This window comes from Rhodococcus sp. NPDC004095, assembly GCF_053604015.1.
Genome location: NZ_JBSGGS010000002.1, coordinates 345,692 through 367,510 on the forward strand (window position 1 = coordinate 345,692; position 21,819 = coordinate 367,510).

The window sequence follows — 21,819 nt, forward strand, 5'->3', positions numbered from 1 at the left end:
GCACCGCGGCGCTTGCCCGCGGTGCGCCGGTCGGCGCGCCCATGCGGGCGGGTGAATTCCTGCGGACGGTCCCGGTCGATAGCCTTGCGGGGTGGAACTCGACGTATTCGCCGCCCAGCTGAGCTTCCCGCTGGACGGATTTCAGGTGGAGGCGTGTCGGGCACTGGAAGCCGGTCACGGAGTGCTGGTGTGCGCCCCGACCGGGGCGGGCAAGACGGTGATCGGCGAGTTCGCCGTGCACCTCGCGCTGGTGTCCGGGCACAAGTGCTTCTACACCACGCCGATCAAGGCGCTGAGCAACCAGAAGTACGCCGACCTGGTGGAGCGCTACGGCAAGGCATCGGTCGGCCTGCTCACCGGCGACGTGAGCATCAACTCGGACGCCCCGGTGGTCGTGATGACCACCGAGGTGCTCCGGAACATGCTGTACGCGGACTCGCCGACCCTGCGCGGACTGTCGCACGTCGTGATGGACGAGGTCCACTTCCTCGCCGACCGCTTTCGCGGCGCAGTGTGGGAGGAGGTGATCCTGCACCTGCCGGAGGACGTGCGCCTGGTCAGCCTGTCCGCGACGGTCAGCAACGCCGAGGAGTTCGGCGCCTGGATGGGGACCGTCCGCGGCGACACCGAGATCATCGTCGACGAGGTGCGACCGATCCCGCTGTGGCAGCACATGATGGTCGGCCGCCGACTGTTCGATCTGTTCGACACCACCGCCCAAGGCGCCGATCCGACGGCCCGGCTGGTCATCGACCGGGATCTGGTCCGGCACCTCAAGGAACGCCAGGCCCTCGACCGGTACGACACCTGGCAGCCGCGCGGCCGCGGTCGCGGTTCGGCGCCGAGTTCGGCGAACCGTCCGCTGCCGCGCCCGGAGGTGATCGCCCGCCTCGACGCGGAAGGGCTGTTGCCGGCGATCACGTTCATCTTCAGCCGGGCCGGGTGCGATGCCGCGGTGACGCAGTGCCTGCGGTCGCGGCTGCGGCTGACCACCGAGGACCAGGCCGACGAGATCGCCGCGATCATCGACAAGCACACCGGGGACCTGCCGAAGCACGATCTGTCGGTGCTCGGGTACTGGGAGTGGCGCGAGGGCTTGGAGCGGGGCATCGCCGGCCACCACGCGGGCATGCTGCCCGCGTTCCGGCACACGGTCGAGGAACTGTTCGTCAAGGGCCTCGTGCGCGCGGTGTTCGCCACCGAGACGCTCGCACTCGGCATCAACATGCCGGCCCGGACCGTCGTCCTCGAGCGACTCGTGAAGTACAACGGCGAGACCCACGCCGAGCTGACCCCGGGGGAGTACACCCAGCTCACGGGCCGGGCGGGGCGGCGCGGCATCGACATCGAGGGGCATGCGGTCGTGCTCTGGCAGCCCGGGGTCGAGGCCACCGAGGTCGCCGGGCTCGCGTCGACCCGAACCTTCCCCCTGCGCAGTTCGTTCCGGCCGTCCTACAACATGTCGATCAACCTGATCGACCGGATGGGCGCCGTCGAGGCGCGCTCGCTCCTGGAGCGATCCTTCGCGCAGTTCCAGGCGGACCGCTCGGTGGTCGGCCTGGTCCGGTCGATCGAGCGCGACGAGCAGGGACTCGTCGAGCTGCGTGACCAGTTGGGCGGGGAGGACAGTGAGTTCTTCGAGTACGCGCAGCTGCGCGAGCGGGTTCGGAACCGGGAGCGGCAGCTCGAACGGCAGGGCCGCACCGACCGTCGGCAGGACGCGGTGACCGCACTGACCTCGCTGCGCCGCGGTGACGTGATCGCGATCCCGACCGGGCGCCGGTCCGGTCTGGCCGTCGTCCTCGAGACGGACACCGATCCCCGTGATCCGCGGCCGCTGGTGCTGACCGAGGACAAGTGGGCGGGCCGGATCTCGGCGGCCGACTTCCCGTCGCCGGCGAAGGCACTCGGCAGTATGCGGCTGCCGCGACACGTCGAGCACCGCACCGCCCGCACCCGCCGCGATCTGGCCTCGGCGCTGCGCAGCACCGGGATCGTCGCGCCCGGACGCTATTCGAAGCGGAAGTCCCCGGCCGCGAGCGACCATGAGCTGGCGGCGTTGCGGCGTGCACTTCGCTCGCATCCCTGTCACACCGATCCGGACCGTGATCGGCTCAGCAGGATCGGCGAGCGGTACAACAAGCTGGCGCGGGAGATCGACAGCAAGCGGCAGAAGGTGGCGGCGACGACGAATTCGCTCGCCCGCACCTTCGATCGGATTCTGCGGCTGCTCGCCGAACGCGGATACACCGGATCCGACGGCGCGGTCACCGAGCAGGGGCACCGTCTGATGCGGCTGTATTCGGAGAGCGACCTGCTGGTCGCCGAGTGCCTGCGCAACGGGACGTGGAAGGGGCTTGCCCCGGCGGAACTGGCCGCGGTCGTCTCGGCGTTGGTGTTCGAGTCCCGGCAGGACGCAGCCACGGCGGATCGTGGTCCGACGGCGCCGATCCGCCACGCGCTCGGCGAGACTGTCCAGTTGTGGTCGGCGCTGCGCACCGACGAGGTCCGGCACAAGCTGCCGCTGACCCGCGAACCCGACTTCGGGTTCGTGTCCGCGATTCACAAGTGGGCGAGCGGTGGACCGCTCGTCGACGCGCTGCTGGCCGCGGGCGACCGCGGGCAGGCGTTGTCGGCGGGCGACTTCGTGCGGTGGTGCCGTCAGGTGATCGACCTGCTGGACCAGGTGCACCAGACCGCGCCGGACGCGGAGGTGCGGTCGGCGGCGGCCAAGGCGGTCGGTGCGATCCGCCGCGGCGTGGTGGCGGTCGACGCAGCTTGATCGGCGGTTGTGTGATTGGATTCGCTCGCGCTCTGCCGCCACCCGGGGGTTCGTTGTACAGGGGTGGATACGGGGGATCGACAGTGCGAGCAGCGACGAGTGGAGGCAGCAGATGAGTGGCCTGGAGAGCGGTGGCGACACGGTCGGTGACCGTCCGCCCGCGGACGCCGATTCCGGTCAGCAGGCTCCGCCGCAGGCCGAGCAGGGCCAGGGCGAGCGCCCGGCCGATTCCGCACAGGCGCCGCAGGGTGTGCCGTCGGCGACGACCGTGCTTCCGCAACAGCCGTCGCCGCAGTGGGGCCAGCAGGCGTGGAGCGCGCCGCAGCAGTACGTTCCGCCCCAGTATTCGCAGCAGCCCGGGTATCCGCAGGCCCAGTATTCGGAAGCCCAGTACCAGCAGCAGTATCCGTACCCGGCCGGGCAGCAGTCCCAGTATCCGGGGCAGCAGCCGTACGGTCAGTACCAGCAGGCGCCGACGTCAGGGCAGTTCCCGCAGGCGGGATACCAGGCTCCGTACCCGCAGCCGGCGCAGTACCCGCAGGGGCCCCAGTACCCTCAGGGCGGCCAGTACCCGGCGCAGTATCCGCAACCGGGCTATCCGCAGCAGCCCGGGTATCCGCAGGGGCAGTTCCCGCAGCCGGCCGCGGCCGCCCCGAAGTCCAAGTTGCCGTTGTGGATCGGGATCGGCGTCTTGGCGGTGGTCGCGGTGATCGGCTTGATCGGCCTGTTCACTCGCGGCTTCGGCCTGGGGCTGACGACCACCCTGGACCGGTCGGCCGCCGAGAAGGGCGTCGTGCAGGTGCTGACCGGGACGTACGGACTCACCGAGGTCGATGACGTCGTGTGCCCGGCAGGCCAGGAGGTCGTCGAGGGCGGCACCTTCACCTGCACGCTCACGGTGAAGGGCCAGCCTCAGAAGGTGACGGTGACCTTCACCGACGAGGACGGCACCTACGAGGTGAGCCGGCCCACCTCGCGGTGACCGCTCGCCTCACCGGGCTGCCGCGAGTGCGGTCGTGAGGCGACCGATCGACGCGCCGATCTTCAGTTCCTCGGCGAGGGCGGACAGCCGGTCGGGGTCCGCAGGTGCCGTCGGCAGGGTGTCGGGCCCGGACAGCTCGACGGGTGCGTCGACCGCCACGCGCACCACCGGCAGTGCCGCGTCGAGATAGTCGGCGGACGCGGTGAGCTTGCCGCGCATCCCCTTGGCGAGGCCGGACGCCGGGTCGTCGACCGCGGCGCGCAGGGCCGCGACGGAGCCGTACTGGAGCAGCAGGGTGGACGCGGTCTTCTCGCCGACCCCCTTGACGCCGGGCAATCCGTCCGACGGGTCGCCGCGCAGCAGTGCGAGTTCGGCGTAGCCGGGGCCGGGCCGGTCCGCGGGCACACCGTACTTCTCGGCGACCTCGGCGGGGCCGAACAATTCGGCCTTCGACAGTCCCCGGCCGACGTACAGCACCCGCACTGGAACCGGGTCGTCGGAGACCACCTGCAGCAGGTCCCGGTCACCGCTGACGACGACGGTGGTGTCGTCGCGTTCGCGGGCGGCGAGGGTGCCGAGCACGTCGTCGGCCTCGAACCCGACGGCGCCGCCGGTGGCGATTCCCGCGGCGGCGAGCACGTCCATGATCATGTCGACCTGCGGGGTCAGGGTGTCGGGCACCTCTTCGACGTCCGGTCCGGCGTCGAGTTCCTCGGCGACCCGGTGCGCCTTGTAGGAGGGCACCAGGTCCACCCGGAACTGGGGACGCCAGTCGAGGTCCAGGCACACGACCAGTCGGCTCGGCTGGTGGCGGGTGATCAGCGCGGCGACCATGTCGGTGAATCCCCGGACCGCGTTGACCGGTCGCCCGTCGGCGGCCGTGAACGATTCGGGGAGCGCGTAATACGCGCGGAACCACAGGCTCGCGCCGTCGAGGAGTAGCAGGGGTCCGGTCATGGCGCCCATCCTGCCAAAGACCACTAGCCTTGACTGTCATGAGTGCACAGAGCGAGTCCGCAGCACGCTTTCCGACCACCGTCTACGCCGAGCGGTTGCGCCGGGCCGCCGAACTGACCGCGGCGTCCGGTCTGGACGCACTGCTGATCACACCGGGCCCCGACCTGAAGTACCTGGTGGGTTCGGGGGCGGCGTCGTTCGAACGCCTCACCTGCCTGGTCATCCCGGCGGACGGCACCGCGGCCTCGGTGGTGGTGCCGACGCTGGAGCTGGCCGGGCTGGCGGACTCCGCGATCGCGGATCTCGGCCTGGCCGTGCACGACTGGGTGGACGGCGTCGACCCGTACGCCCTCGTCGGGTCGCTGCTCCCGACTCCGGGTCGCACGGCGGTCGCGGAGGCGATGCCGGCGCTGCACGTGATTCCGCTGACGACCGCACTCGGGGCGCCGCCGGTGCTCGCGACGGGGGTGTTGCGGGAACTGCGAATGGTCAAGGACGAGGCGGAGATCGAGGCGTTGCGGAGGGCGGGTGCGGCGATCGACCGGGTGCACGCCCGGATGGGTGAGTTCCTGCGCGCCGGCCGCACCGAGGCCGAGGTGGCCGCCGACATCGCCTCGGCGATCGTCGAGGAAGGCCACACCGCACCGGAATTCGTGATCGTCGGGTCGGGGCCGCACGGCGCGGACCCCCACCACGAGGTGTCCGACCGGGTCATCGAGTCCGGGGACGTCGTGGTGATCGACATCGGTGGTCCCGTCGCGCCGGGCTACAACTCGGACAGCACCCGTACCTACAGCATCGGGGAGCCGTCCGCGGAGGTCGCGGCGAAGTTCGCGGTCCTGGAGCGGGCGCAGCAGGCGGCGGTGGACGCGGTCCGGCCGGGGATCACCGCCGAAGCGGTGGACGCCGCGGCGCGGGACGTACTCGCCGCGGAAGGGCTCGCGCAGGTGTTCGTGCACCGTACGGGGCATGGCATCGGGTTGTCGGTCCACGAGGAGCCGTACATCGTCGCGGGCAACCGGATCGAGCTGGCGGAGGGGATGGCATTCAGCATCGAGCCGGGGATCTACTTCCGTGGCGACTGGGGTGCCCGGATCGAGGACATCGTGGTCGTGACCGCGGATGGGTGCGAGTCGATGAACACCCGGCCGCACGGACTCACCGTGCTGTAGTCGGCTCCCGGCGGCACGGCACAAGCATAGGGTGTGACTCAGGTCACCATCCATTCCGTCGTGAGGACGTGCCGCCATGACCGCTACACCGCTCACCCGGCAGGGCTTCGGATCGATCAGGTCCGGCGGGCTCAACTGGGACGCCTTTCCGCTGCGCCTGTTCGCCAAGGGCAACGCGCACTTCTGGGACCCACTGACGATCGACTTCACCCAGGATGCGAAGGACTGGCAGGGCCTGACCAGCGAACAGCAGCGCAGCGCCACCTACCTGTGCACGCAGTTCATCGCCGGTGAGGAGGCTGTCACCGAGGACATCCAGCCGTTCATGAAGGCGATGTCCGCGGAGGGCCGGCTCGGCGACGAGATGTATCTGACGCAGTTCTGCTTCGAGGAGGCCAAGCACACCCAGGTGTTCCGGCTCTGGATGGACGCGGTCGGCCTGACCGGGGACCTGCACCCGTTCGTCGCCGAGAACCCCTACTACCGGCAACTGTTCTACGAGGAGCTGCCCGGCTCCCTGCGGATTCTCGAGACGGATCCGAGCCCGGCGAACCAGGTGCGCGCGTCGGTGACCTACAACCACGTCATCGAGGGCAGCCTCGCGTTGACCGGGTACTTCGCGTGGCAGAAGGTGTGCACCGAATGGAACATCCTGCCCGGCATGGTGGAGTTGATCCGGCTGATCGGCAACGACGAGCGCAGGCACATGGCGTGGGGCACGTTCACCTGCCGCAGGCACGTGGCCGCGGACGACGGCAACTGGGATGTGGTCCAGCAGCGGATGGCGGAGCTCATGCCGCTTGCCCTGGGCCTGATCAACTGGGTCGACGACCAGTTCGAGGTACAGCCCTTCGGTCTCGACAACGACGAGTTCGTGGCCTACGCGGCGGACCGCGCGCAGCGGCGTCTCGGGGCAATCGAGTCGGCGCGCGGTCGCCCGGTCGAGGAGATCGACCTCGACTACACCCCGGAGGTGCTCGAGGATCGCTTCGGGGCCGAGGACGCGGCGGCGTTCGAGGAGGCCGCCAAGTAGTGACGCGTCAGACGATGAAGTTGCCGAACGTCGGGTTCGTCTGGCACAGCGGCAGGCTGCCGAGGTCGATCGTGCCGAACACCGTCGCCATCACCCTGCCGTGCCCGGTGTACACGGTCTTCGAGTAGTACGGGTAGGTGCCCTCGAGGTTCGCGATCCCGTTCTGGCCGGTGTCGTAGTTGACCCACGCGACGGTCACCTGACCGGCGGCCGGGATCGGCGGCGCGGCGGGGAAGCTCTGGAACCGGATCTCGCCGGGGTTGATTCCGGGTTCGGGCCCGGACTGCCCGGTGGCCCCGGTCAGCGACATGAGGCTGCCCTGGTTGGCGCAGCCGATGGTCAGGGCCGGCGGCCCGAACGGGTGTGGCGGCAGGGCCTGCGCCGCCGGGACCGACGCGAGGAGCGCGGCTGCCGCCGCCCCCACCAGGATCGAAACTCGAGTTGCTGTGCGTGTCATGACTGCCCCTCGGCTCGGGTGCCCCCGTAATCCGTACAACACTAGGCGCGGTTCCGGGGCGCCGTCGAGGGCCTGAGGCTCAGCGGCCGAGGAGCCCGGCCACCCCCAACGCACGCCGGACGTTGATCTCGATGACCACCCGGGTCGGGTTCTCGCGCGGCGGTCGGTACCGGCGCGTGTAGCGGGCGACGGCCTCCGCGACGTCGTCCGGGTCCGAACTGACCCGGGTGGTGCCCTCCAGGGTCAACCAGCGGGGTCCGTCGATCTGCGTGACCGCTCCGTACCCGCCACGCTCGGCATTGAGTGCCTTCTGCGATCCGGCGTTCGTGATCACCCGGGCCAGGAGTCGCTCCGGATCCCAGGTGAACCCGACCGCGACCACGTGCGGGGTGCCGTCCCGGCGCAGGGTCGTCAGCGACGCCAGGTGCCGATCGGTGAGGAACGCGAGCGCCTCGGCGGTCAGGTCGGCGGGATCGAAGGGGGCACGGGCCATACCCCGACGTTAGGACACAGCGCTACGGCCCGGCACACTGGATGCATGAGTGTCGGATCGGTGGTCGTTCTCGGTGGGCGCAGCGAGATAGGTCTCGAGGTCGCGACGCGACTCGCATCCGGACGCCCGGTTGTCCTCGCGGCACGGCGCAGCGGCGATCTGGACGCCGAGCGGCGGGCCCTGCAGGCCGCGGGCGCGACCGCAGTGCACACCGTCGAGTTCGACGCCGACAAGGTCTCCGATCACGCCCGTGTGCTCTCCGAGATCGTCGAGCTGGGCCCGATCGACACCGTGGTGCTCGCGTTCGGTGTCCTCGGCGACCAGGCGCGCGCCGAGACGGACGCCCAGCACGCGGTGAACGTCATCCACACCGACTACGTCGCGCAGGTGTCGGTGCTGACGCACCTGGCGCAGCTGCTGCGCGCGCAGGGGTCGGGCCGGATCGTGGTGTTCTCATCGGTGGCCGGGGTCCGGGTGCGGCGTGCGAACTACGTGTACGGGTCCGCGAAGGCCGGCCTGGACGGGTTCGCGAGCGGCCTCGGTGACGCCCTGCACGGCAGCGGGGTCTCGCTGCTGCTGGTCCGGCCCGGGTTCGTGATCGGCCGGATGACCGAGGGGATGAGCCCGGCGCCGATGTCGAGCACTCCGGGTCAGGTCGCGGACGCGGTGGTCGCGGCGCTCGGGAAGGGCCGCGAGCGGGTGGCGGTCCCCGGTCGGCTCCAGTTCGTGTTCTTCGTAATGCGGCTGCTGCCGCAGGCGATCTGGCGCCGGATGCCGCGTTGATGGGACATCACACAAATGTGCTGACGGGCGCTCCGGTCAGTGTCGTCGGGATCGGTGCCGACGGCTGGGACGGCCTGTCTCCGAACTCTCGGCGCGCGATCGAGGACGCCGAGGTGCTGATGGGGTCCGCGCGTCAACTCGACCTCGTACCCGGTGACTCGAACCGGCTCCGGGTGCCGTGGCCGTCGCCGCTGGTGCCGGCGTTGCCGGGCCTGTTCGGTGAACACGACGGTCGGCGCATCTGCGTCCTGGCGAGCGGCGACCCGATGTTCCACGGCATCGGAGTCACCCTGGTCCGGCTGCTCGGGGCGGATCGGGTTCGGGTGCTCGCGCATCCGTCGTCGGCGTCGTTGGCCTGTGCACGCCTGGGCTGGGCACTCCACGAGACGGCGGTGGTGTCGCTGGTGACGGCGCCGCCCGAGTCGCTGATCCCCGACCTCGCCCACGGGCGACGGCTGCTGGTGCTGAGTCGCGATGCGCACACCCCCGAGACGGTCGCGGAATTGCTGCGCGACAACGGTTTCGGGGACACCGCGATCACCGTCCTCGAACAGCTCGGCGGCCCGGCCGAGACGGTGGTGTCCGGCACCGCCGCCGGCTGGGACCGCGCCCCCGGGGACGCCCTGAACCTGCTGGCCCTGCACTGTCTGCGCACCGCGGGCGCGGTGCGGCACACGCGCCTGCCCGGCCTGCCGGACGACGCGTTCGAGTCGGACGGCCAGCTGACCAAGCAGGAGGTCCGCACCCTGACCCTCGCCGCACTGGCCCCCGAACCGGGGGAACTGCTGTGGGACGTCGGCGGCGGCTCGGGCAGCATCGCCATCGAGTGGATGCGCACCGACCCGACCTGTCGGGCGATCGGGTTCGAGCGTGACGACCGCCGCCGCGACCGGATCGCCGCGAACGCCTCCCGGCTCGGTGTCCCCGGGCTCGGCGTCCGCGGCGCCGCACCGGAGTCTCTGACCGGCGCGCCGATCCCGGACGCGATCTTCCTCGGTGGCGGCGTGACCGCGCCCGGTGTGTTCGAGACCTGCTGGGCGGCGTTGCCGGTCGGCGGGAGGATCGTCGTCAACGCCGTCACCGCCGAATCGGAAGCCCTCCTGCTGGCCTGGCACGCCGAGTACGGCGGCAGGCTGCGCAAGTTCCAGATCTACCGCGGCAGCGCACTCGGCGGTTTCACCGCGTGGCGCCCTCAGCTGCCGGTCGCCCAGTGGATCGCCGCGAAGACGCCCCCGTGCGCGACCCCGATCCAGTCACCAGAGGAGCTTTCGTGACCGTCCGTTTCATCGGCGCCGGCCCCGGCGCCGCCGACCTGATCACCCTGCGCGGCGCGCGGATCATCGAGCAGAGCCCGGTGTGCCTGTACGCGGGCAGCCTGGTGCCGGCCGAGCTGCTCGACCTGTGCCCGGACGGCGCCGAGATCGTCGACACGGCGCGGTTGAGCCTGGATCGGATCACCGAACTGCTCGTCTCCGCGCACCGCGAGGGCAAGGACGTCGCGCGGCTGCACTCCGGCGATCCGTCGATCTACAGCGCGGTCGCCGAGCAGGTCCGCAGGCTCGAGGCCGCTGGGGTGGACTACGAGATCGTGCCGGGCGTCCCGGCATTCGCGGCCGCCGCGGCCACCCTCGGCCGTGAACTGACGGTCCCCGGGGTGTCCCAGTCCATCGTCCTGACCCGCGTCTCGACCCTGTCGACGGCGATGCCGGAGGGGGAGGACCTGGCCACGCTCGGCGCGAGCGGCGCGACGCTGGTGATCCACCTGGCCGCGCACCGCATCGATCAGGTCGTCGACGAACTGCGCGTCCCCTACGGCGGCGACTGCCCGGTGGCGGTGGTGGCGTTCGCCAGCCGTCCGAACGAGATCGTGCTGCGCGGCACCGTGGACTCGATCGCGGCGCAGGTGCACGAGGCCGGTGTGACGAAGACCGCGGTGATCATCGTCGGGCGTGTGCTCGGTGCGGCCGGGTTCCCGGACAGCTACCTGTACTCGGCGAGCCGCGCCCGCGTCACCCATTGATGCGACGCGTCCTGATCCTCGGGGGCACGTCCGAAGGGCGTGCGCTGGCCGCCGCGCTGGTGAGCGAACCGGGGATCGCGGTCGAATCCTCGCTGGCCGGCCGGGTGCGGAATCCGCGTCTGCCCGACGGCGAGGTCCGCGTCGGCGGTTTCGGCGGCGTCGACGGCCTTCGGGAGTACCTGCGCGCGAACAGGATCGACGCGATCGTCGACGCGACACACCCGTTCGCTTCCCGGATCACCGCCAATGCCGCGACCGCGGCCGCCTCCGCGGGTGTGCCGCTGCTGATCCTGCGCCGCCCCGCATGGACACCGGCACCGGAGGACAACTGGACACAGGTCGACTCGCTCGCCGCCGCGGCCGCCGCGCTTCCCGCACTCGGCCGTCGCGTCTTCCTCACCATCGGCCGGCAGGGCGTCGACGCGTTCGCCGGGTCGGACGCCTGGTTCCTCGTCCGCGCCATCGATCCCCCGGAGGGGCCGGCACCCACGGCCACGACGCTGCTGCTCGACCGCGGCCCGTTCGGGCTCGACGCAGAGCGGGAACTGCTGCGCGACAACCGGATCGATGTTCTGGTGACCAAGAACAGCGGGGGCGCGCTTACCGAGGCGAAGCTGACCGCCGCCCGTGAGCTGGGGGTCGCGGTGCTGATGGTGTCGCGGCCCCCGCTTCCCTCCTGGGTGCCGGTGACGTCCGACGTCGCGGCGGCGGCCGCGTGGGCACTCGAGTCAGTCGCCGACTGACTCGGCGCGTTGCAACAGCAGGTCCCGCTCGCGGAGGTTCTGGGTCAGCGCCGCGGCCCGGGTGAACTCGGTGCGAGCATCACCGCCGCGGCCCAGCTGGGCGAGCAGGTCGCCGCGGACACTCGGCAGCAGGTGGTAGTCGCGCAGCATCGGATCGTCGGCGAGGGCGTCGACGAGAACCAGTGCGGCCTCCGGGCCGTCGGCCCGGGACACCGCGACGGCACGGTTCAGTGCCACGACCGGCGACGGGGTCAGCGTGTACAGGCGTTCGTAGAGCGCCGCGATGGTGGCCCAGTCGGTGTCCTGGTACGTGGCGGCCCGCGCATGGCAGGCGGCGATCGCCGCCTGGAGCGAGTACGGGCCGGTGCCGGCGCGCAGCAGGGCCTCCATGCCGAGCCGGATCAGGAGCCGGTTCCAGCGGGCCCGATCCTGGTCCGCGAGCAGCACCGGCGCCCCGTCTGCGTCCACTCGCGCGGCGGTCCGGGAGGCCTGCAGGCTCAGCAGTGCCAGCAGGCCGTGCGTTTCGGGTTCGCGGGGCATCAGCGCGGCCAGGACCCGCGCCAGGCGCAGGGCGTCCTCGCACAGTCCGGGGCGGAGCAGGTCGTCACCGGTTGTCGCGGAGTAGCCCTCGTTGAACACCAGGTAGACCACCTCGAGGACCGACGACAATCGGGCGGCCCGGTCCGGTCCGGTGGGAACCTCGAACGGCACCTGCCGGGCGGCGAGGGTCCGTTTGGCGCGCACGATGCGCTGTGCGACCGTCGATTCCGACGCCAGCGTCGCGCGGGCGATCTCGGAGGTGGTCAGGCCGCCCACCAGGCGCAGCGTCAACGCGATCCGCGCCGGGGTGGACAGCACCGGATGGCAGGCAACGAAGATCAGCCGCAGCAGGTCGTCGTCGATCTCGTCCGGGTCCGGTGGCAGGTCGGGGGCCGCTGCCACATCGAGACCGCGGCCGATCTCGGCGAGCTTGCGTGTGTAGTTCTGCTGCCTGCGCACCAGGTCGACCGCCCGATTCCGGGCGGTGGCGATCAGCCACGGGCCCGGCCGGTCCGGAATCCCGGTCTGTGGCCACTGTTCGAGGGCAGCGACCAGCGCGTCCTGGGCCAGTTCCTCCGCGGTCCCCACGTCCCGCACGATCCGGGCCGCGGCCGCGATGATCCGCGGCGACTCGATCCGGAATACCGTCTCGATCGCCTCGTCGACCGACTGCGACCCCACGGGTCCGATGACAGCAAACCCGTGGGGCCCGGTCAAGGCGAGTCCGGCGGCCCTGTTGTTCGAAATCAAGGTTGTTCGAGATCAAGGCCGTTCGGAATTCGGGCGACGGTCACTCCTCGGCGATCTGGCGCAGTTCGAGGGTGACGGTCCAGTAGTCCTCGTGGACCCGCAGGAACCGCCGCGACCACTCGAGGGCCTCGGCCTTGTCCTTGCACTGCATGATCGCGTAGCCGCCGACCACCTCCTTGCTCTCGGTGAAGGGGCCGTCGGTGTAGCTGAGCTCGCCTCCCGACCACGTGATCCGCGTGCCCTCCGAGCTGGGGGTCAGGCCCTGCGTGTCGAGCATGACGCCGGCCTTGGTGACCTCCTCGAGCAGGGCGCCCATGCGTTCCATCAATTCCGGGCTGGGGCCGTCGGCGGGGGCGGTGCGCTCGTCGACCCGGATGAGCGACAGGTAGCGGGGCATGGTGACTCCTCGGGTTGCTCGGCGGGGCCGTTCCCCGCCGCTACCTGTGAGTCGATCGGCGAGGCCCGGAATCGACAGCTTCCGGAATTTCTTTTCCAGAGGTCCTCACCACGGCGGCATATCCTGGATGCCAGTCCTTCCGAGGTGAGCGCATGGTGCATGTGCACGGGTCGTGCCGGCCCGGTGCGGAGTTCGGAGCAGTCAGGGCGGCGCAGCGAGATGGCCGACCGTGATCCGCTCGAGACGCAGCGTGCCGTGGTTCCTTCCGTCGCGGCGGAGTTGAGCGCCGCCGGATTCGACGAGGCACGCGAAATCGGGCGCGGCGGATTCGGCGTGGTCTACCGCTGCGTGCAGTCCTCGCTGGAACGCAACGTGGCCGTGAAGGTCCTCACCGCCGACCTCGACGAAGAGGCCCGAACACGGTTCGTCCGCGAGCAGCGGGCGATGGGCTGCCTGACGGGACACCCGAACATCGTCGGCGTCCTGCAGGCCGGCGCAACCGCCAGTGGTCGGCCCTACATCGTGATGCAGTACCACCCGCGCGATTCGCTCGAAGCCCGGATCCGCCGCGACGGCCCACTCGCACTCGCCGAGGCGCTTCGCCTCGGCGTGAAGATGGCCGGCGCCCTCGAGACGGCACACCGTCTGGGTGTCGTCCACCGCGATGTCAAACCCGCGAACATCCTGTTCACCGAGTACGGAGAGCCGGCGCTCACCGACTTCGGCATCGCCCACATCTCCGGCGGATTCGAGACCAGGACCGGCACCGTCACCGGATCGCCGGCGTTCACGGCCCCCGAGGTGCTCAGGGGGAACCCGCCGAGCGCCGCCTCGGACATCTACGGTCTCGGCGCAACCCTGTTCAGCGCCCTCACCGGGCACGCCGCTTTCGAACGCCGGGCCGGCGAGCAGGTGGTGGCACAGTTCCTGCGGATCACCACCGAGCCCGTCCCGGATCTGCGTGAACGGGGTGTCGGCGACGACGTGAGCGCGGTCGTCGAACGGGCGATGTCCGCCGATCCGGACGAGCGACCCGCCACCGCAGCGGATCTCGGGGACGAGCTGCGCCGGGTCCAGCTCGCCAACGACCTCACCGCCGATGACATGGCCCTGTTGCCCGACTCGGTCGGCCGACGACGAGAAGGAGCGCCGCCTCGTCCGCCGTCGGTCCGTGGCTTGAACTCGTCGGTTCGACGACGCACCGTCGCCGTACCGGCCGTGCCGAGTACCACAGGGGAGTTGCCGCTCGAACTCTCCAGTTTCGTCGGTCGCCGCCGGGAACTGACAGAGGTCAAGGAGAGCCTGTCCGTGTCGCGTCTGGTGACGTTGACCGGGATCGGCGGGGTGGGGAAAACGCGACTCGCGTTCCACGCGGCAGCGGACATGCGGCGCGGGTTTCGGGACGGGGTGTGCCTGGTCGAGCTGGGCGAGTTGCGCGACGGTTCGTTGCTCGTGGACGTGGTGGCCGCCGCCCTTGGAGTGCGGAATCCGTCCGCGCGGACGTTCGAGGACGTGGTGGTGGAGTTCCTCACCCCCCGGCACCTGCTGCTGGTACTGGACAACTGCGAGCAGGTCGTCGACGCGGTCGCCGCGCTGGCCGGTACGTTGCTTCGCCGCTGCCCGGAGCTTCGGATCCTGACCACGAGCCGCGAGCCGTTGAACATCGGCGGGGAAACGGTACTGCCGGTCCCACCGCTGGCGGTTCCCGACACGGACGCACCTCCATCCGTGCGGAGCGCGCCACGGTACGACGCGGTGACCCTGTTCGCGGAACGGGCCGCCACGACGGTGCCGGGATTCGAGCTCACCGAGGACAACCGAGCCACGGTGGCCGAGATCTGCCGTCACCTCGACGGCCTGCCTCTGGCGATCGAGCTGGCGGCGGCGCGACTACGGGCGATGTCGCCCGAGCAGGTCCTGGAGCGGCTGGCCGACCGGTACTCGCTGCTGACCCGCGGCCCGCGCACCGTGCCGCCACGCCAGCAGACATTGCGGCTGTCGATCGACTGGAGTTGGGAGCTGTGCACCCCGCGGGAACAGCGGTTGTGGGCGGGCTTGTCGGTGTTCGCCGGTAGCTTCGAACTGGATGCGGCGCAGGACATCTGCGGGGGAGACCTGGATCGGGAGGACCTGATGGACACCGTCGCAGCGCTGGTCGACAAGTCGATCATGACGCGCGAGGAGACCGGCGACACGGTGCGCTACCGGATTCTCGAGACTCTGCGCGCCTACGGTTGGGAGAAGGCGGAGCAGGACGGCGAGCACGAGGCCCTGCGCAGCCGGCATCGCGATTGGTATCAGAGGATGACGCTGGATGCGGAGGCCGGCTGGATCGGGCCCCGACAGTTGGAGTGGATCGAGCGCCTGGACCGGGAACAGCCGAACCTGCGTGAGGCGATGGAGTTCGCCTTGACCGACTCGGGTGACGGCGAGGGCGTCGCGGGGCTCCGGATCGCCGTCGGCCTGTTCCCCTTCTGGGTGTCGCGCGGTCGGCTCAGCGAAGGACGGCACTGGCTCGACCGCGCACTGGCCCGCCGACCCCTCCCACCGGCCGCGGAACGCATCAGAGCGCTCTACGCCGACGCTCTGCTCGCCGGAATGCAGGGCGACCTGCCCGCGGGGATCGCCCTCGTCGAGGAGGGGCAGGCGCTGACCGAGCAGACGCCCGACCCCGCGAGCGACGCCCTGGTCGCTGCCGGCGCCGGAATGCTCGCGCTGTACGGCGGTGATCTTTCCCGCGCGCACACCCGGCTGAGCGAGGCCCTCGAGTGGTTCGACGCCCAGGACGAGGTGTCCCGGGTGGGGATTGCGGTCCTGCAATCGCTCGGATGGACTCTGGAACTGCAGGGTGACGCCACGCGGGCCGCGGCCTGCCACGAGCGGGTGCTCGAGATGACGAAATCGCGTCACGAATCGGTGTATCGGTCGTATTCGCTGTGGGCCACGGGTGTCGCGGCGTGGAGGCAGGGTGATGGCACCCGCGCCGTTCGGCTGATGGAACAGGTCCTGCGACTGACCAGGCTGGTGGACGACCCTCTCATCGCCTCCGCGGGTCTGGAGGCACTGGCGTGGATCGAGGGCGACGGGCGCGACGCGCAGCGGGCCGCGACCCTGCTCGGAGCAGCCGAGTCGCTGCGCCGAGCCGTGGGCACCTCCACCCTCCTGTACCTGCACCTGCTCGTCCACCACGAGCAGTGCGAGCGTCAGATCCGCGGCGCGATCGGGGAGCGGGCGTTCGAGACAGCCCACCGCAAGGGCCGGGCTCTGAGTTTCGCCGACGCGGTTGCCTACGCACTCCGAGAGCCGTCCGCGGCCGCGTCGACCAACGCGGACACCGAGGCGACCCTGACGAAACGCGAACGGCAGGTTGCCGGCCTGGTGGCAAAGGGTCTGACCAACAAGGCGATCGCCGCCCAACTGGTGATCTCGCGGCGGACCGTCGAGGGCCACGTCGAGCACATCCTGATCAAACTCGGTTTCACATCGCGGGCTCAGATCGCCGCCTGGGTCGCCGAGCAGAAAGACGATGAACCCTGACGCGTGCGAGCGGCCACCTGCTCCCACATCGTTCCGGACTCAGACCTGGACGTCGCACTGCCGGTCGGTCGCGGATTCGACCCTGACGGGCGCGCGATCGCCGACCCGCACCTCGAGGGTGCGGCGGGCGGGTAGCCCGGGGAAGCCGCCGACCACGGGCTCGACGCTCAGCATCCTGGAGTTCTCGTCCCACCGGATCGTGGTCCGGGCGAACGCACCGTCGCCGTAGTCCAGTCCGGCGCCGGCGTCCTCGTAGAGCGTGAACCGTGCGTCCGCCCCGGGGAACACCGACACGACGAGATGATCGAGCGGTCGCTGGTCGTCGGAGTCCTGGTACGGGCGACGGATCACGATCGACCCGGCCCTGGCGTACACCGGCGCCCGCTCGAGCGGGACGGTCACCGGCTCGACACCGGGTCCGCTGCGCCGCTCGCCGGTGAAGAAGTCGATCCAGTCACCCGGCGGGAACCAGACGGTCCGGGTGGCCGGGTCGCCGGGCGTCGCCACCGGCGCGACCAGCAGGTCGGACCCGAGGGTGTACTGCCGGTCGTGGACGTACGCGTCCTCGTGATCCGGCCACTGCAGGTACATGCCGCGGGCGAGGGGCAGTCCGCTGTCGTGGGTCTCGCGGGCGAGGGTGTACAGGTACGGGACGAGCTCGCCGCGCAGCCGCAGGAAATCCGCGGCGACGGTGCGGGCCTTGCCTCCGAACTCCCAGGGCAGGCGCCGCGCGTCGCCGTTGTTGGAGGAGTGCAGGCGCAGGATCGGCCCGAACGTGCCGGACTGGATCCACCGGGTGTACAACTCGTCGTCCAGGGCGCCCTGGAATCCACCGATGTCGTGCGAGACGTAGGGCAGTCCGGCATTGCCCTCGGCGACGGTGAAACGGGTCTGGAAGTCGAGCATCTCCCACGTCGAGCGCGCGTCACCGGTGAAGTGGATCGTCGATCGGTGCTCGCCCCACGGTCCGGGCCGGTCCCCGGCCCAGTCCTGCCAGGAGCCGCCGACGCGCGACAGTGTCGGCCACCTGCTGCCGCGGGCACGGGTCCGGCGGGTGTACTGCGAGTTGATCCACGCGTCTCCCGACATCGAGCCGTCCGGTGGACCCGCCGTCGACCCCTCGCAACACCAGTCCAGCCACCAGAAGTCGGCGCCGTCCTCCTCGAACGCGGTGTGCAGGTCCATGTACGCGTCGAGTTGCCGCGGATCGGCGAAGTCGAAGCCGTGGTGCACATCGATCACGCCGCCGGGGTCGGACTGGATGCTGATCAGATTCGGCATCACCACCGGGGCCAGTCCGCCGCCCGCGGCGTCGGTTTCGGCGAACCGGGCGTCGCCGCGGGCGATGGACGGATGCACGTTCAGGCCCACCGCGAGCCCCTCGTCGTGCGCCCAGCGGAAGAACCGACGCGGATCCGGGAACAGGTCGGTTCGCCACTCCCAGCCGTTCCACCGGTGCGGGGCCTTGAAGTCGGTGTCGACCATCAGCACGTCCAGCGGTACCCGTTCGGCCCGGAACGCGGGCAGCAGCTCGTCGCGGTACGCCTGCTCACTGTACGGGTGGTAGCGGGAGAACCAGACGCCCAGCGCCTTTCGCGGGGGCAGCGGCGCGGCACCGGACAGCAATCGGTAGTCGGCGAACGCGGCGGTCAGCTCGGTGCCGTACCCGAACAGGTAGCCGTCCTGGTAGGCGCCGGTGCGGGCGGGGCGGGGCGAGCGGGTGGCGCCGTCCTCGCCGAGCAGGACGCTGTGCGAGTCGTCGAGGAACGTCCAGCCGGCGCGGGAGAGCAGTCCGTCGTGCAGCGGGACGGGTCCAGAGCGGCTGTCCAGGCTGCGCAGCCAGCCCCCGAGGTTGCCGGGGGTTCCGGGTTCGGCCGACGCGAGCCCGAGGTAGCCGGCCATCCCGGCGCCCGCCGGGCTCGGGGTCGCAATGGGGGACTGCCATGCCGGGGACGCGAGCACGTCGGAGTCGCCGCGTCGCACCGTGATTCGCAGGTTGTCGGGTCCGAACGGACCGCTGCCGCGCCGGTATGTCACGGTGACGCGCCCGGTACGGAGCACCAGGTCGTCACCGGACGTCTCCCGGGAGAAGCTGGGCGCGGGAGTGTCTCGCCGGTACGCGAGCATCGTCGGACGATCCTCGAACCGGCCGTCGTCGGCGTACTCGAGCCGGATCAGTGTCGGGCTGAGCACCTGGAACCGGGCCTGCCCGTCGGCCACCACCCCCTCCGCGGGGGCGGCGCCTGCAGGCCCCGCTCCCAGTGCGCCTGCACCGATCCCGGCCGCGGCGACCACGAGAAAGCGACGCCGACTCAGTTCGACCATCGTCCACCCCTTTTCGCGTGGCCTGACCGGCGACACGGTACCGCCGAGCAGGTCAGGAGGAGGCGATTCCCGGACATCGAGGGACCGGGCGGGTTGAATGTGCGGCGAGGAGAAGGGGACTGGATATGGATCGAGTGTGCATCGTCGGTGCCGGGCCGGCCGGATTGTCGGCCGCGCGGGCACTGCGGCGTCTGGGTGTCGAGTACGACCAGTTCGAACGGCACAGCGACGTCGGCGGGATCTGGGACATCGACAATCCCGGCACGCCGATGTACGAGTCCGCGCACTTCATCTCGTCCCGCACGGTATCGGGGTTCTTCGACTTCCCGATGCCGGACTCGTTCCCGGACTACCCCGGGAACCGGCAGATCCTCGACTACACGCGTAGCTTCGCCCGCGCGTACGGCCTGTACGACGCGATCCGGTTCGACACCGGGGTGGACGAGGTGATCCCCGCCGGCGACGGGTGGTCCGTGCGGCTGTCGACGGGTGAGGTGCGGCGCTACCGGGCGGTGGTGTGCGCGACCGGGGTGACCTGGCAGCCCCGGATCCCGGAGCACCCGGGCAGTTTCGACGGCGAGGTGCGGCACGCGGTCACCTACCGCGGCCTCGACGAGTTCCGCGGCAAACGGGTGGTGATCGTCGGCCTGGGCAACTCCGGCGCCGACATCGCCTGTGACGCCGCCGCGGCGGCCGCCCGCACCCACGTCAGCGTGCGCCGCGGCTACCACGTGATTCCCAAGCACATCTTCGGCACGCCGACCGACGTGTTCGCCGAACGTGGCCCGAAGCTGCCGCTGATGCTCGAACGGCCGCTGCTGACCGGACTGCTCCGACTGCTGCAAGGCGACCTGACCCGTCTCGGCCTGCCGCGACCCGACCACAAACTGCTCGAGTCGCACCCGCTGCTCAACAGCCAACTGGTGCACCATCTTCAGCACGGCGACGTCGAGATCGTTCCGGACATCGCGCGATTCGACGGCCCCCGGGTCGAGTTCAGCGACGGATCGCACCGGGAAGCGGACCTCGTCCTGTATGCGACGGGCTACGACTGGGCGATCCCGTACGTCCCGCAGGACTGCTTCGACTGGGCGGCGGGCCGACCTCGGCTGTATCTCACGGCCTTCAACCCGAAGCGGCCCACCCTGTTCGGCGTCGGATACCTGGAGACCAACTCGAGCGCGTACACGCTGTTCGACCAGGTGACCAATCTGCTCGCCCACTACCTGCACGACCAGCAGCACAACCCGGCCCGGGCGGCGGCCTTCGACCGCAGGATCGCCACCGACCGGCCGGACCTGAGCGGCGGGATCTCGTTCATCGGCACCGACCGGCACAGCGCGTACGTCGACTCGCACGCGTTCCGTGACCACCTGACCCGGGTTCGGGCCGAGCTCGGCTGGGCGGACCTGACGCCGGGGATGTTCGACCGCGTCAAGGTCACGGTGTGAAGCGCGCACTGGTCACCGGGGCGGCCGGAGCCATCGGGTCGGCAATCTGCCGGGGACTCGCCGCGCGCGACTTCGACGTCACCGCAGTCGATGTCGACGCCGCCCGCGCGAACGCGCTCGCGGACTCGGCTCCGGGACGGATCCGGCCGCACCCGTGCGATCTGGCCGACCCCGCACAGCTGGAGGCGTTGACCGCGTCGATCGACACCTGTGACCTGCTCGTGCACGTTGCGGGAATCGTTGTCACCACACCCTTCGAGCGGGTGACGGCGGCAGAGGTCGATCGTGAACTCGGGGTGAACCTGCTCGCCCCGATCCAGCTCACCCGGGCGCTGTACCCGAGGCTGCAGGACCGGGGCGGTCACGTGATCGCGGTTGCCTCGATCGGCGGGATGCTGCCGCTCGCGGAAAGTCCCGGTTACAGCGCGTCGAAGTTCGGGCTGCGCGGCTTCCTGCTCTCGCTCGCTGCCCGTCACCCGGAAACCGGGGTGCGCGTCAGCATCGTCAACCCGGGGTCGGTCGACACCCCGATGCTGCGGCACGAGGCCGCAACCGGGGGATCGCCGCTGAACTTCCTCGGCGCTCCGCTCGCGCCGCAGGCCGTCGCCGACCGGGTGCTCGCCCTCGTCGCCCGTCCCCGGGTCGAGGTCAACCTCCCTCGCTCGGACGGCTGGATGGTCAAGGCGGGCATGCTGATTCCCGGTGCCACCCTGCGGGCCCTGCCGTGGATCGGCCGGCTGGCCGGGCGCAATCTCGACCGGTACCGGACCCGCCACCGACTCTGATCGGCGGCCGGTCCGAGGTCCCGGGTCGATCAGCCCTGTCCGGCGGTCCGGAGGGTCGAGATGACTCACCTTGCGCCGCCATACGATCAGAGTCGGCACAGTGCTTCCACTGCCGCGCCTCAGACCTTCTTGACGACGCTCGACTTCAGTTGCATGGGGCCGATGCCGTCAACCTTGCAATCGATGTCGTGGTCACCGACACCGGCGACGAGGCGAATATTACGCACCTTCGTCCCGGTCTTGATTCCTGTGGGGCTGCCCTTCACCTTGAGGCTCTTGATGACAGTGACCGTGTCTCCATCAGCGAGGACATTGCCGACGGCGTCCTTGATCACCGGACCGTCCGCATAGGTCGTTGGCTCGGAGATTGGTTCCCATTCATGCGCGCATTCCGGACACACCATCAATGCGCCCATCTCGTAGGTGTACACACACGAGCACTGGGGGCACGGGGGAAGTGGCTGGTCCATTCGAGGCATCGTATTCGAGACGGTGAACGAGTCCATCACCTGTCGTCCTGGGCTCAGGCTGCTGCGGAACACCGATGCCGCGGAGTCGGCGCCTCTCAGGTGAACCGACTCGCCTCTGCGGTCTCATTTTCGACGGCCCCAC

General features: G+C 70.5%; 18 protein-coding genes. 11 read left to right on the plus strand and 7 right to left on the minus strand.

Translation table 11 applies throughout. The annotated features are described in order from the left end of the window. Positions 1-91 precede the first annotated feature (91 nt). Positions 92-2,782, plus strand: a complete 2,691-nt coding sequence (locus tag ACWEPG_RS04675) for a DEAD/DEAH box helicase (RefSeq protein WP_452593978.1) — start codon at positions 92-94, stop codon at positions 2,780-2,782. Between the two features lie 112 nt (positions 2,783-2,894). Continuing rightward, entirely contained in the window at positions 2,895-3,764 is an 870-nt protein-coding gene (locus ACWEPG_RS04680) for a DUF4333 domain-containing protein (RefSeq protein WP_450116359.1), read from the plus strand. Positions 3,765-3,773: 9 nt separating this feature from the next. Here ACWEPG_RS04680 and ACWEPG_RS04685 read toward each other — a convergent pair whose 3' ends face one another. Then, entirely contained in the window at positions 3,774-4,721 is a 948-nt protein-coding gene (locus ACWEPG_RS04685) for a 5'-3' exonuclease (RefSeq protein ID WP_450116360.1), read from the minus strand. Between the two features lie 38 nt (positions 4,722-4,759). Here ACWEPG_RS04685 and ACWEPG_RS04690 point away from each other — a divergent pair, with 38 nt between their 5' ends. Next, the gene (locus ACWEPG_RS04690) at positions 4,760-5,893 is read left to right on the plus strand and encodes a M24 family metallopeptidase (protein ID WP_452593979.1); all 1,134 of its coding nucleotides are present in this window, start codon (positions 4,760-4,762) and stop codon (positions 5,891-5,893) included. A gap of 76 nt (positions 5,894-5,969) precedes the next feature. Further along, positions 5,970-6,926, plus strand: coding sequence for a R2-like ligand-binding oxidase (locus ACWEPG_RS04695; RefSeq protein WP_452593980.1), 957 nt, complete (start codon positions 5,970-5,972; stop codon positions 6,924-6,926). 7 nt (positions 6,927-6,933) lie between these two features. On the opposite strand, the gene ACWEPG_RS04700 is transcribed toward ACWEPG_RS04695, so the two are convergent. Then, positions 6,934-7,383, minus strand: a complete 450-nt coding sequence (locus tag ACWEPG_RS04700) for a hypothetical protein (RefSeq protein ID WP_450116363.1) — start codon at positions 7,381-7,383, stop codon at positions 6,934-6,936. A 79-nt stretch (positions 7,384-7,462) separates the two neighbouring features. Then, entirely contained in the window at positions 7,463-7,876 is a 414-nt protein-coding gene (locus ACWEPG_RS04705) for a pyridoxamine 5'-phosphate oxidase family protein (RefSeq protein WP_452593981.1), read from the minus strand. A 45-nt stretch (positions 7,877-7,921) separates the two neighbouring features. On the opposite strand from ACWEPG_RS04705, the gene ACWEPG_RS04710 reads away from it, so the two are divergent. Genes ACWEPG_RS04710 through ACWEPG_RS04725 form a run of 4 tightly spaced genes read left to right on the plus strand, consistent with a single transcriptional unit; the run spans position 7,922 to position 11,422 of the window. Then, the gene (locus tag ACWEPG_RS04710) at positions 7,922-8,659 is read left to right on the plus strand and encodes an SDR family NAD(P)-dependent oxidoreductase (protein ID WP_450116365.1); all 738 of its coding nucleotides are present in this window, start codon (positions 7,922-7,924) and stop codon (positions 8,657-8,659) included. Further along, positions 8,659-9,933: a precorrin-6y C5,15-methyltransferase (decarboxylating) subunit CbiE gene (gene cbiE, locus ACWEPG_RS04715; RefSeq protein ID WP_452593982.1), complete on the plus strand. Its 1,275-nt coding sequence runs from the start codon at positions 8,659-8,661 to the stop codon at positions 9,931-9,933. The genes ACWEPG_RS04710 and cbiE overlap by 1 nt, the downstream gene beginning before the upstream one ends. Then, positions 9,930-10,679: a precorrin-4 C(11)-methyltransferase gene (gene cobM, locus ACWEPG_RS04720; RefSeq protein ID WP_452593983.1), complete on the plus strand. Its 750-nt coding sequence runs from the start codon at positions 9,930-9,932 to the stop codon at positions 10,677-10,679. The genes cbiE and cobM overlap by 4 nt, the downstream gene beginning before the upstream one ends. Continuing rightward, complete coding sequence (locus ACWEPG_RS04725) at positions 10,679-11,422, plus strand: cobalt-precorrin-6A reductase (RefSeq protein WP_452593984.1); 744 nt, start codon at positions 10,679-10,681, stop codon at positions 11,420-11,422. Before cobM ends, ACWEPG_RS04725 begins: the two co-directional genes overlap by 1 nt. On the opposite strand, the gene ACWEPG_RS04730 is transcribed toward ACWEPG_RS04725, so the two are convergent. Together ACWEPG_RS04730 and ACWEPG_RS04735 are read right to left on the minus strand one after the other, a co-directional pair. After that, complete coding sequence (locus tag ACWEPG_RS04730) at positions 11,408-12,643, minus strand: RNA polymerase sigma factor (RefSeq protein ID WP_450116368.1); 1,236 nt, start codon at positions 12,641-12,643, stop codon at positions 11,408-11,410. The genes ACWEPG_RS04725 and ACWEPG_RS04730 overlap by 15 nt on opposite strands. Before the next feature lie 109 nt (positions 12,644-12,752). Then, positions 12,753-13,109: a YciI family protein gene (locus tag ACWEPG_RS04735; RefSeq protein ID WP_450135381.1), complete on the minus strand. Its 357-nt coding sequence runs from the start codon at positions 13,107-13,109 to the stop codon at positions 12,753-12,755. 219 nt (positions 13,110-13,328) lie between these two features. Between ACWEPG_RS04735 and ACWEPG_RS04740 the strand changes: the two genes are divergently transcribed. Beyond that, positions 13,329-16,646 carry a protein kinase domain-containing protein gene (locus ACWEPG_RS04740; RefSeq protein WP_452593985.1) on the plus strand — a complete coding sequence of 1,106 codons (3,318 nt, stop codon included), beginning with the start codon at positions 13,329-13,331 and terminating at the stop codon, positions 16,644-16,646. 39 nt (positions 16,647-16,685) lie between these two features. On the opposite strand, the gene ACWEPG_RS04745 is transcribed toward ACWEPG_RS04740, so the two are convergent. Then, positions 16,686-18,971: a TIM-barrel domain-containing protein gene (locus tag ACWEPG_RS04745; protein WP_452593986.1), complete on the minus strand. Its 2,286-nt coding sequence runs from the start codon at positions 18,969-18,971 to the stop codon at positions 16,686-16,688. A 125-nt stretch (positions 18,972-19,096) separates the two neighbouring features. On the opposite strand from ACWEPG_RS04745, the gene ACWEPG_RS04750 reads away from it, so the two are divergent. Together ACWEPG_RS04750 and ACWEPG_RS04755 are read left to right on the plus strand one after the other, a co-directional pair. Further along, the gene (locus ACWEPG_RS04750) at positions 19,097-20,422 is read left to right on the plus strand and encodes a flavin-containing monooxygenase (protein ID WP_452593987.1); all 1,326 of its coding nucleotides are present in this window, start codon (positions 19,097-19,099) and stop codon (positions 20,420-20,422) included. Next, positions 20,419-21,207 carry an SDR family NAD(P)-dependent oxidoreductase gene (locus ACWEPG_RS04755; protein WP_452593988.1) on the plus strand — a complete coding sequence of 263 codons (789 nt, stop codon included), beginning with the start codon at positions 20,419-20,421 and terminating at the stop codon, positions 21,205-21,207. The genes ACWEPG_RS04750 and ACWEPG_RS04755 overlap by 4 nt, the downstream gene beginning before the upstream one ends. Before the next feature lie 119 nt (positions 21,208-21,326). Here ACWEPG_RS04755 and ACWEPG_RS04760 read toward each other — a convergent pair whose 3' ends face one another. Beyond that, positions 21,327-21,677, minus strand: a complete 351-nt coding sequence (locus ACWEPG_RS04760; RefSeq protein ID WP_450116374.1) for a zinc ribbon domain-containing protein YjdM — start codon at positions 21,675-21,677, stop codon at positions 21,327-21,329. Positions 21,678-21,819 lie beyond the last annotated feature (142 nt).

Coding starts and splice junctions, on each gene's coding strand:
- ACWEPG_RS04760 (WP_450116374.1), bottom strand. CDS start 21,677: ATGGACCAGCCACTTCCCCCGTGCCCCCAGTGCTCGTGTGTGTACACC.
- ACWEPG_RS04735 (WP_450135381.1), bottom strand. CDS start 13,109: ATGCCCCGCTACCTGTCGCTCATCCGGGTCGACGAGCGCACCGCCCCC.
- ACWEPG_RS04705 (WP_452593981.1), bottom strand. CDS start 7,876: ATGGCCCGTGCCCCCTTCGATCCCGCCGACCTGACCGCCGAGGCGCTC.
- ACWEPG_RS04710 (WP_450116365.1), top strand. CDS start 7,922: ATGAGTGTCGGATCGGTGGTCGTTCTCGGTGGGCGCAGCGAGATAGGT.
- ACWEPG_RS04685 (WP_450116360.1), bottom strand. CDS start 4,721: ATGACCGGACCCCTGCTACTCCTCGACGGCGCGAGCCTGTGGTTCCGC.
- ACWEPG_RS04695 (WP_452593980.1), top strand. CDS start 5,970: ATGACCGCTACACCGCTCACCCGGCAGGGCTTCGGATCGATCAGGTCC.
- ACWEPG_RS04680 (WP_450116359.1), top strand. CDS start 2,895: ATGAGTGGCCTGGAGAGCGGTGGCGACACGGTCGGTGACCGTCCGCCC.
- ACWEPG_RS04745 (WP_452593986.1), bottom strand. CDS start 18,971: ATGGTCGAACTGAGTCGGCGTCGCTTTCTCGTGGTCGCCGCGGCCGGG.
- ACWEPG_RS04700 (WP_450116363.1), bottom strand. CDS start 7,383: ATGACACGCACAGCAACTCGAGTTTCGATCCTGGTGGGGGCGGCGGCA.
- ACWEPG_RS04690 (WP_452593979.1), top strand. CDS start 4,760: ATGAGTGCACAGAGCGAGTCCGCAGCACGCTTTCCGACCACCGTCTAC.
- ACWEPG_RS04740 (WP_452593985.1), top strand. CDS start 13,329: ATGGCCGACCGTGATCCGCTCGAGACGCAGCGTGCCGTGGTTCCTTCC.
- ACWEPG_RS04725 (WP_452593984.1), top strand. CDS start 10,679: ATGCGACGCGTCCTGATCCTCGGGGGCACGTCCGAAGGGCGTGCGCTG.
- ACWEPG_RS04750 (WP_452593987.1), top strand. CDS start 19,097: ATGGATCGAGTGTGCATCGTCGGTGCCGGGCCGGCCGGATTGTCGGCC.
- cbiE (WP_452593982.1), top strand. CDS start 8,659: ATGGGACATCACACAAATGTGCTGACGGGCGCTCCGGTCAGTGTCGTC.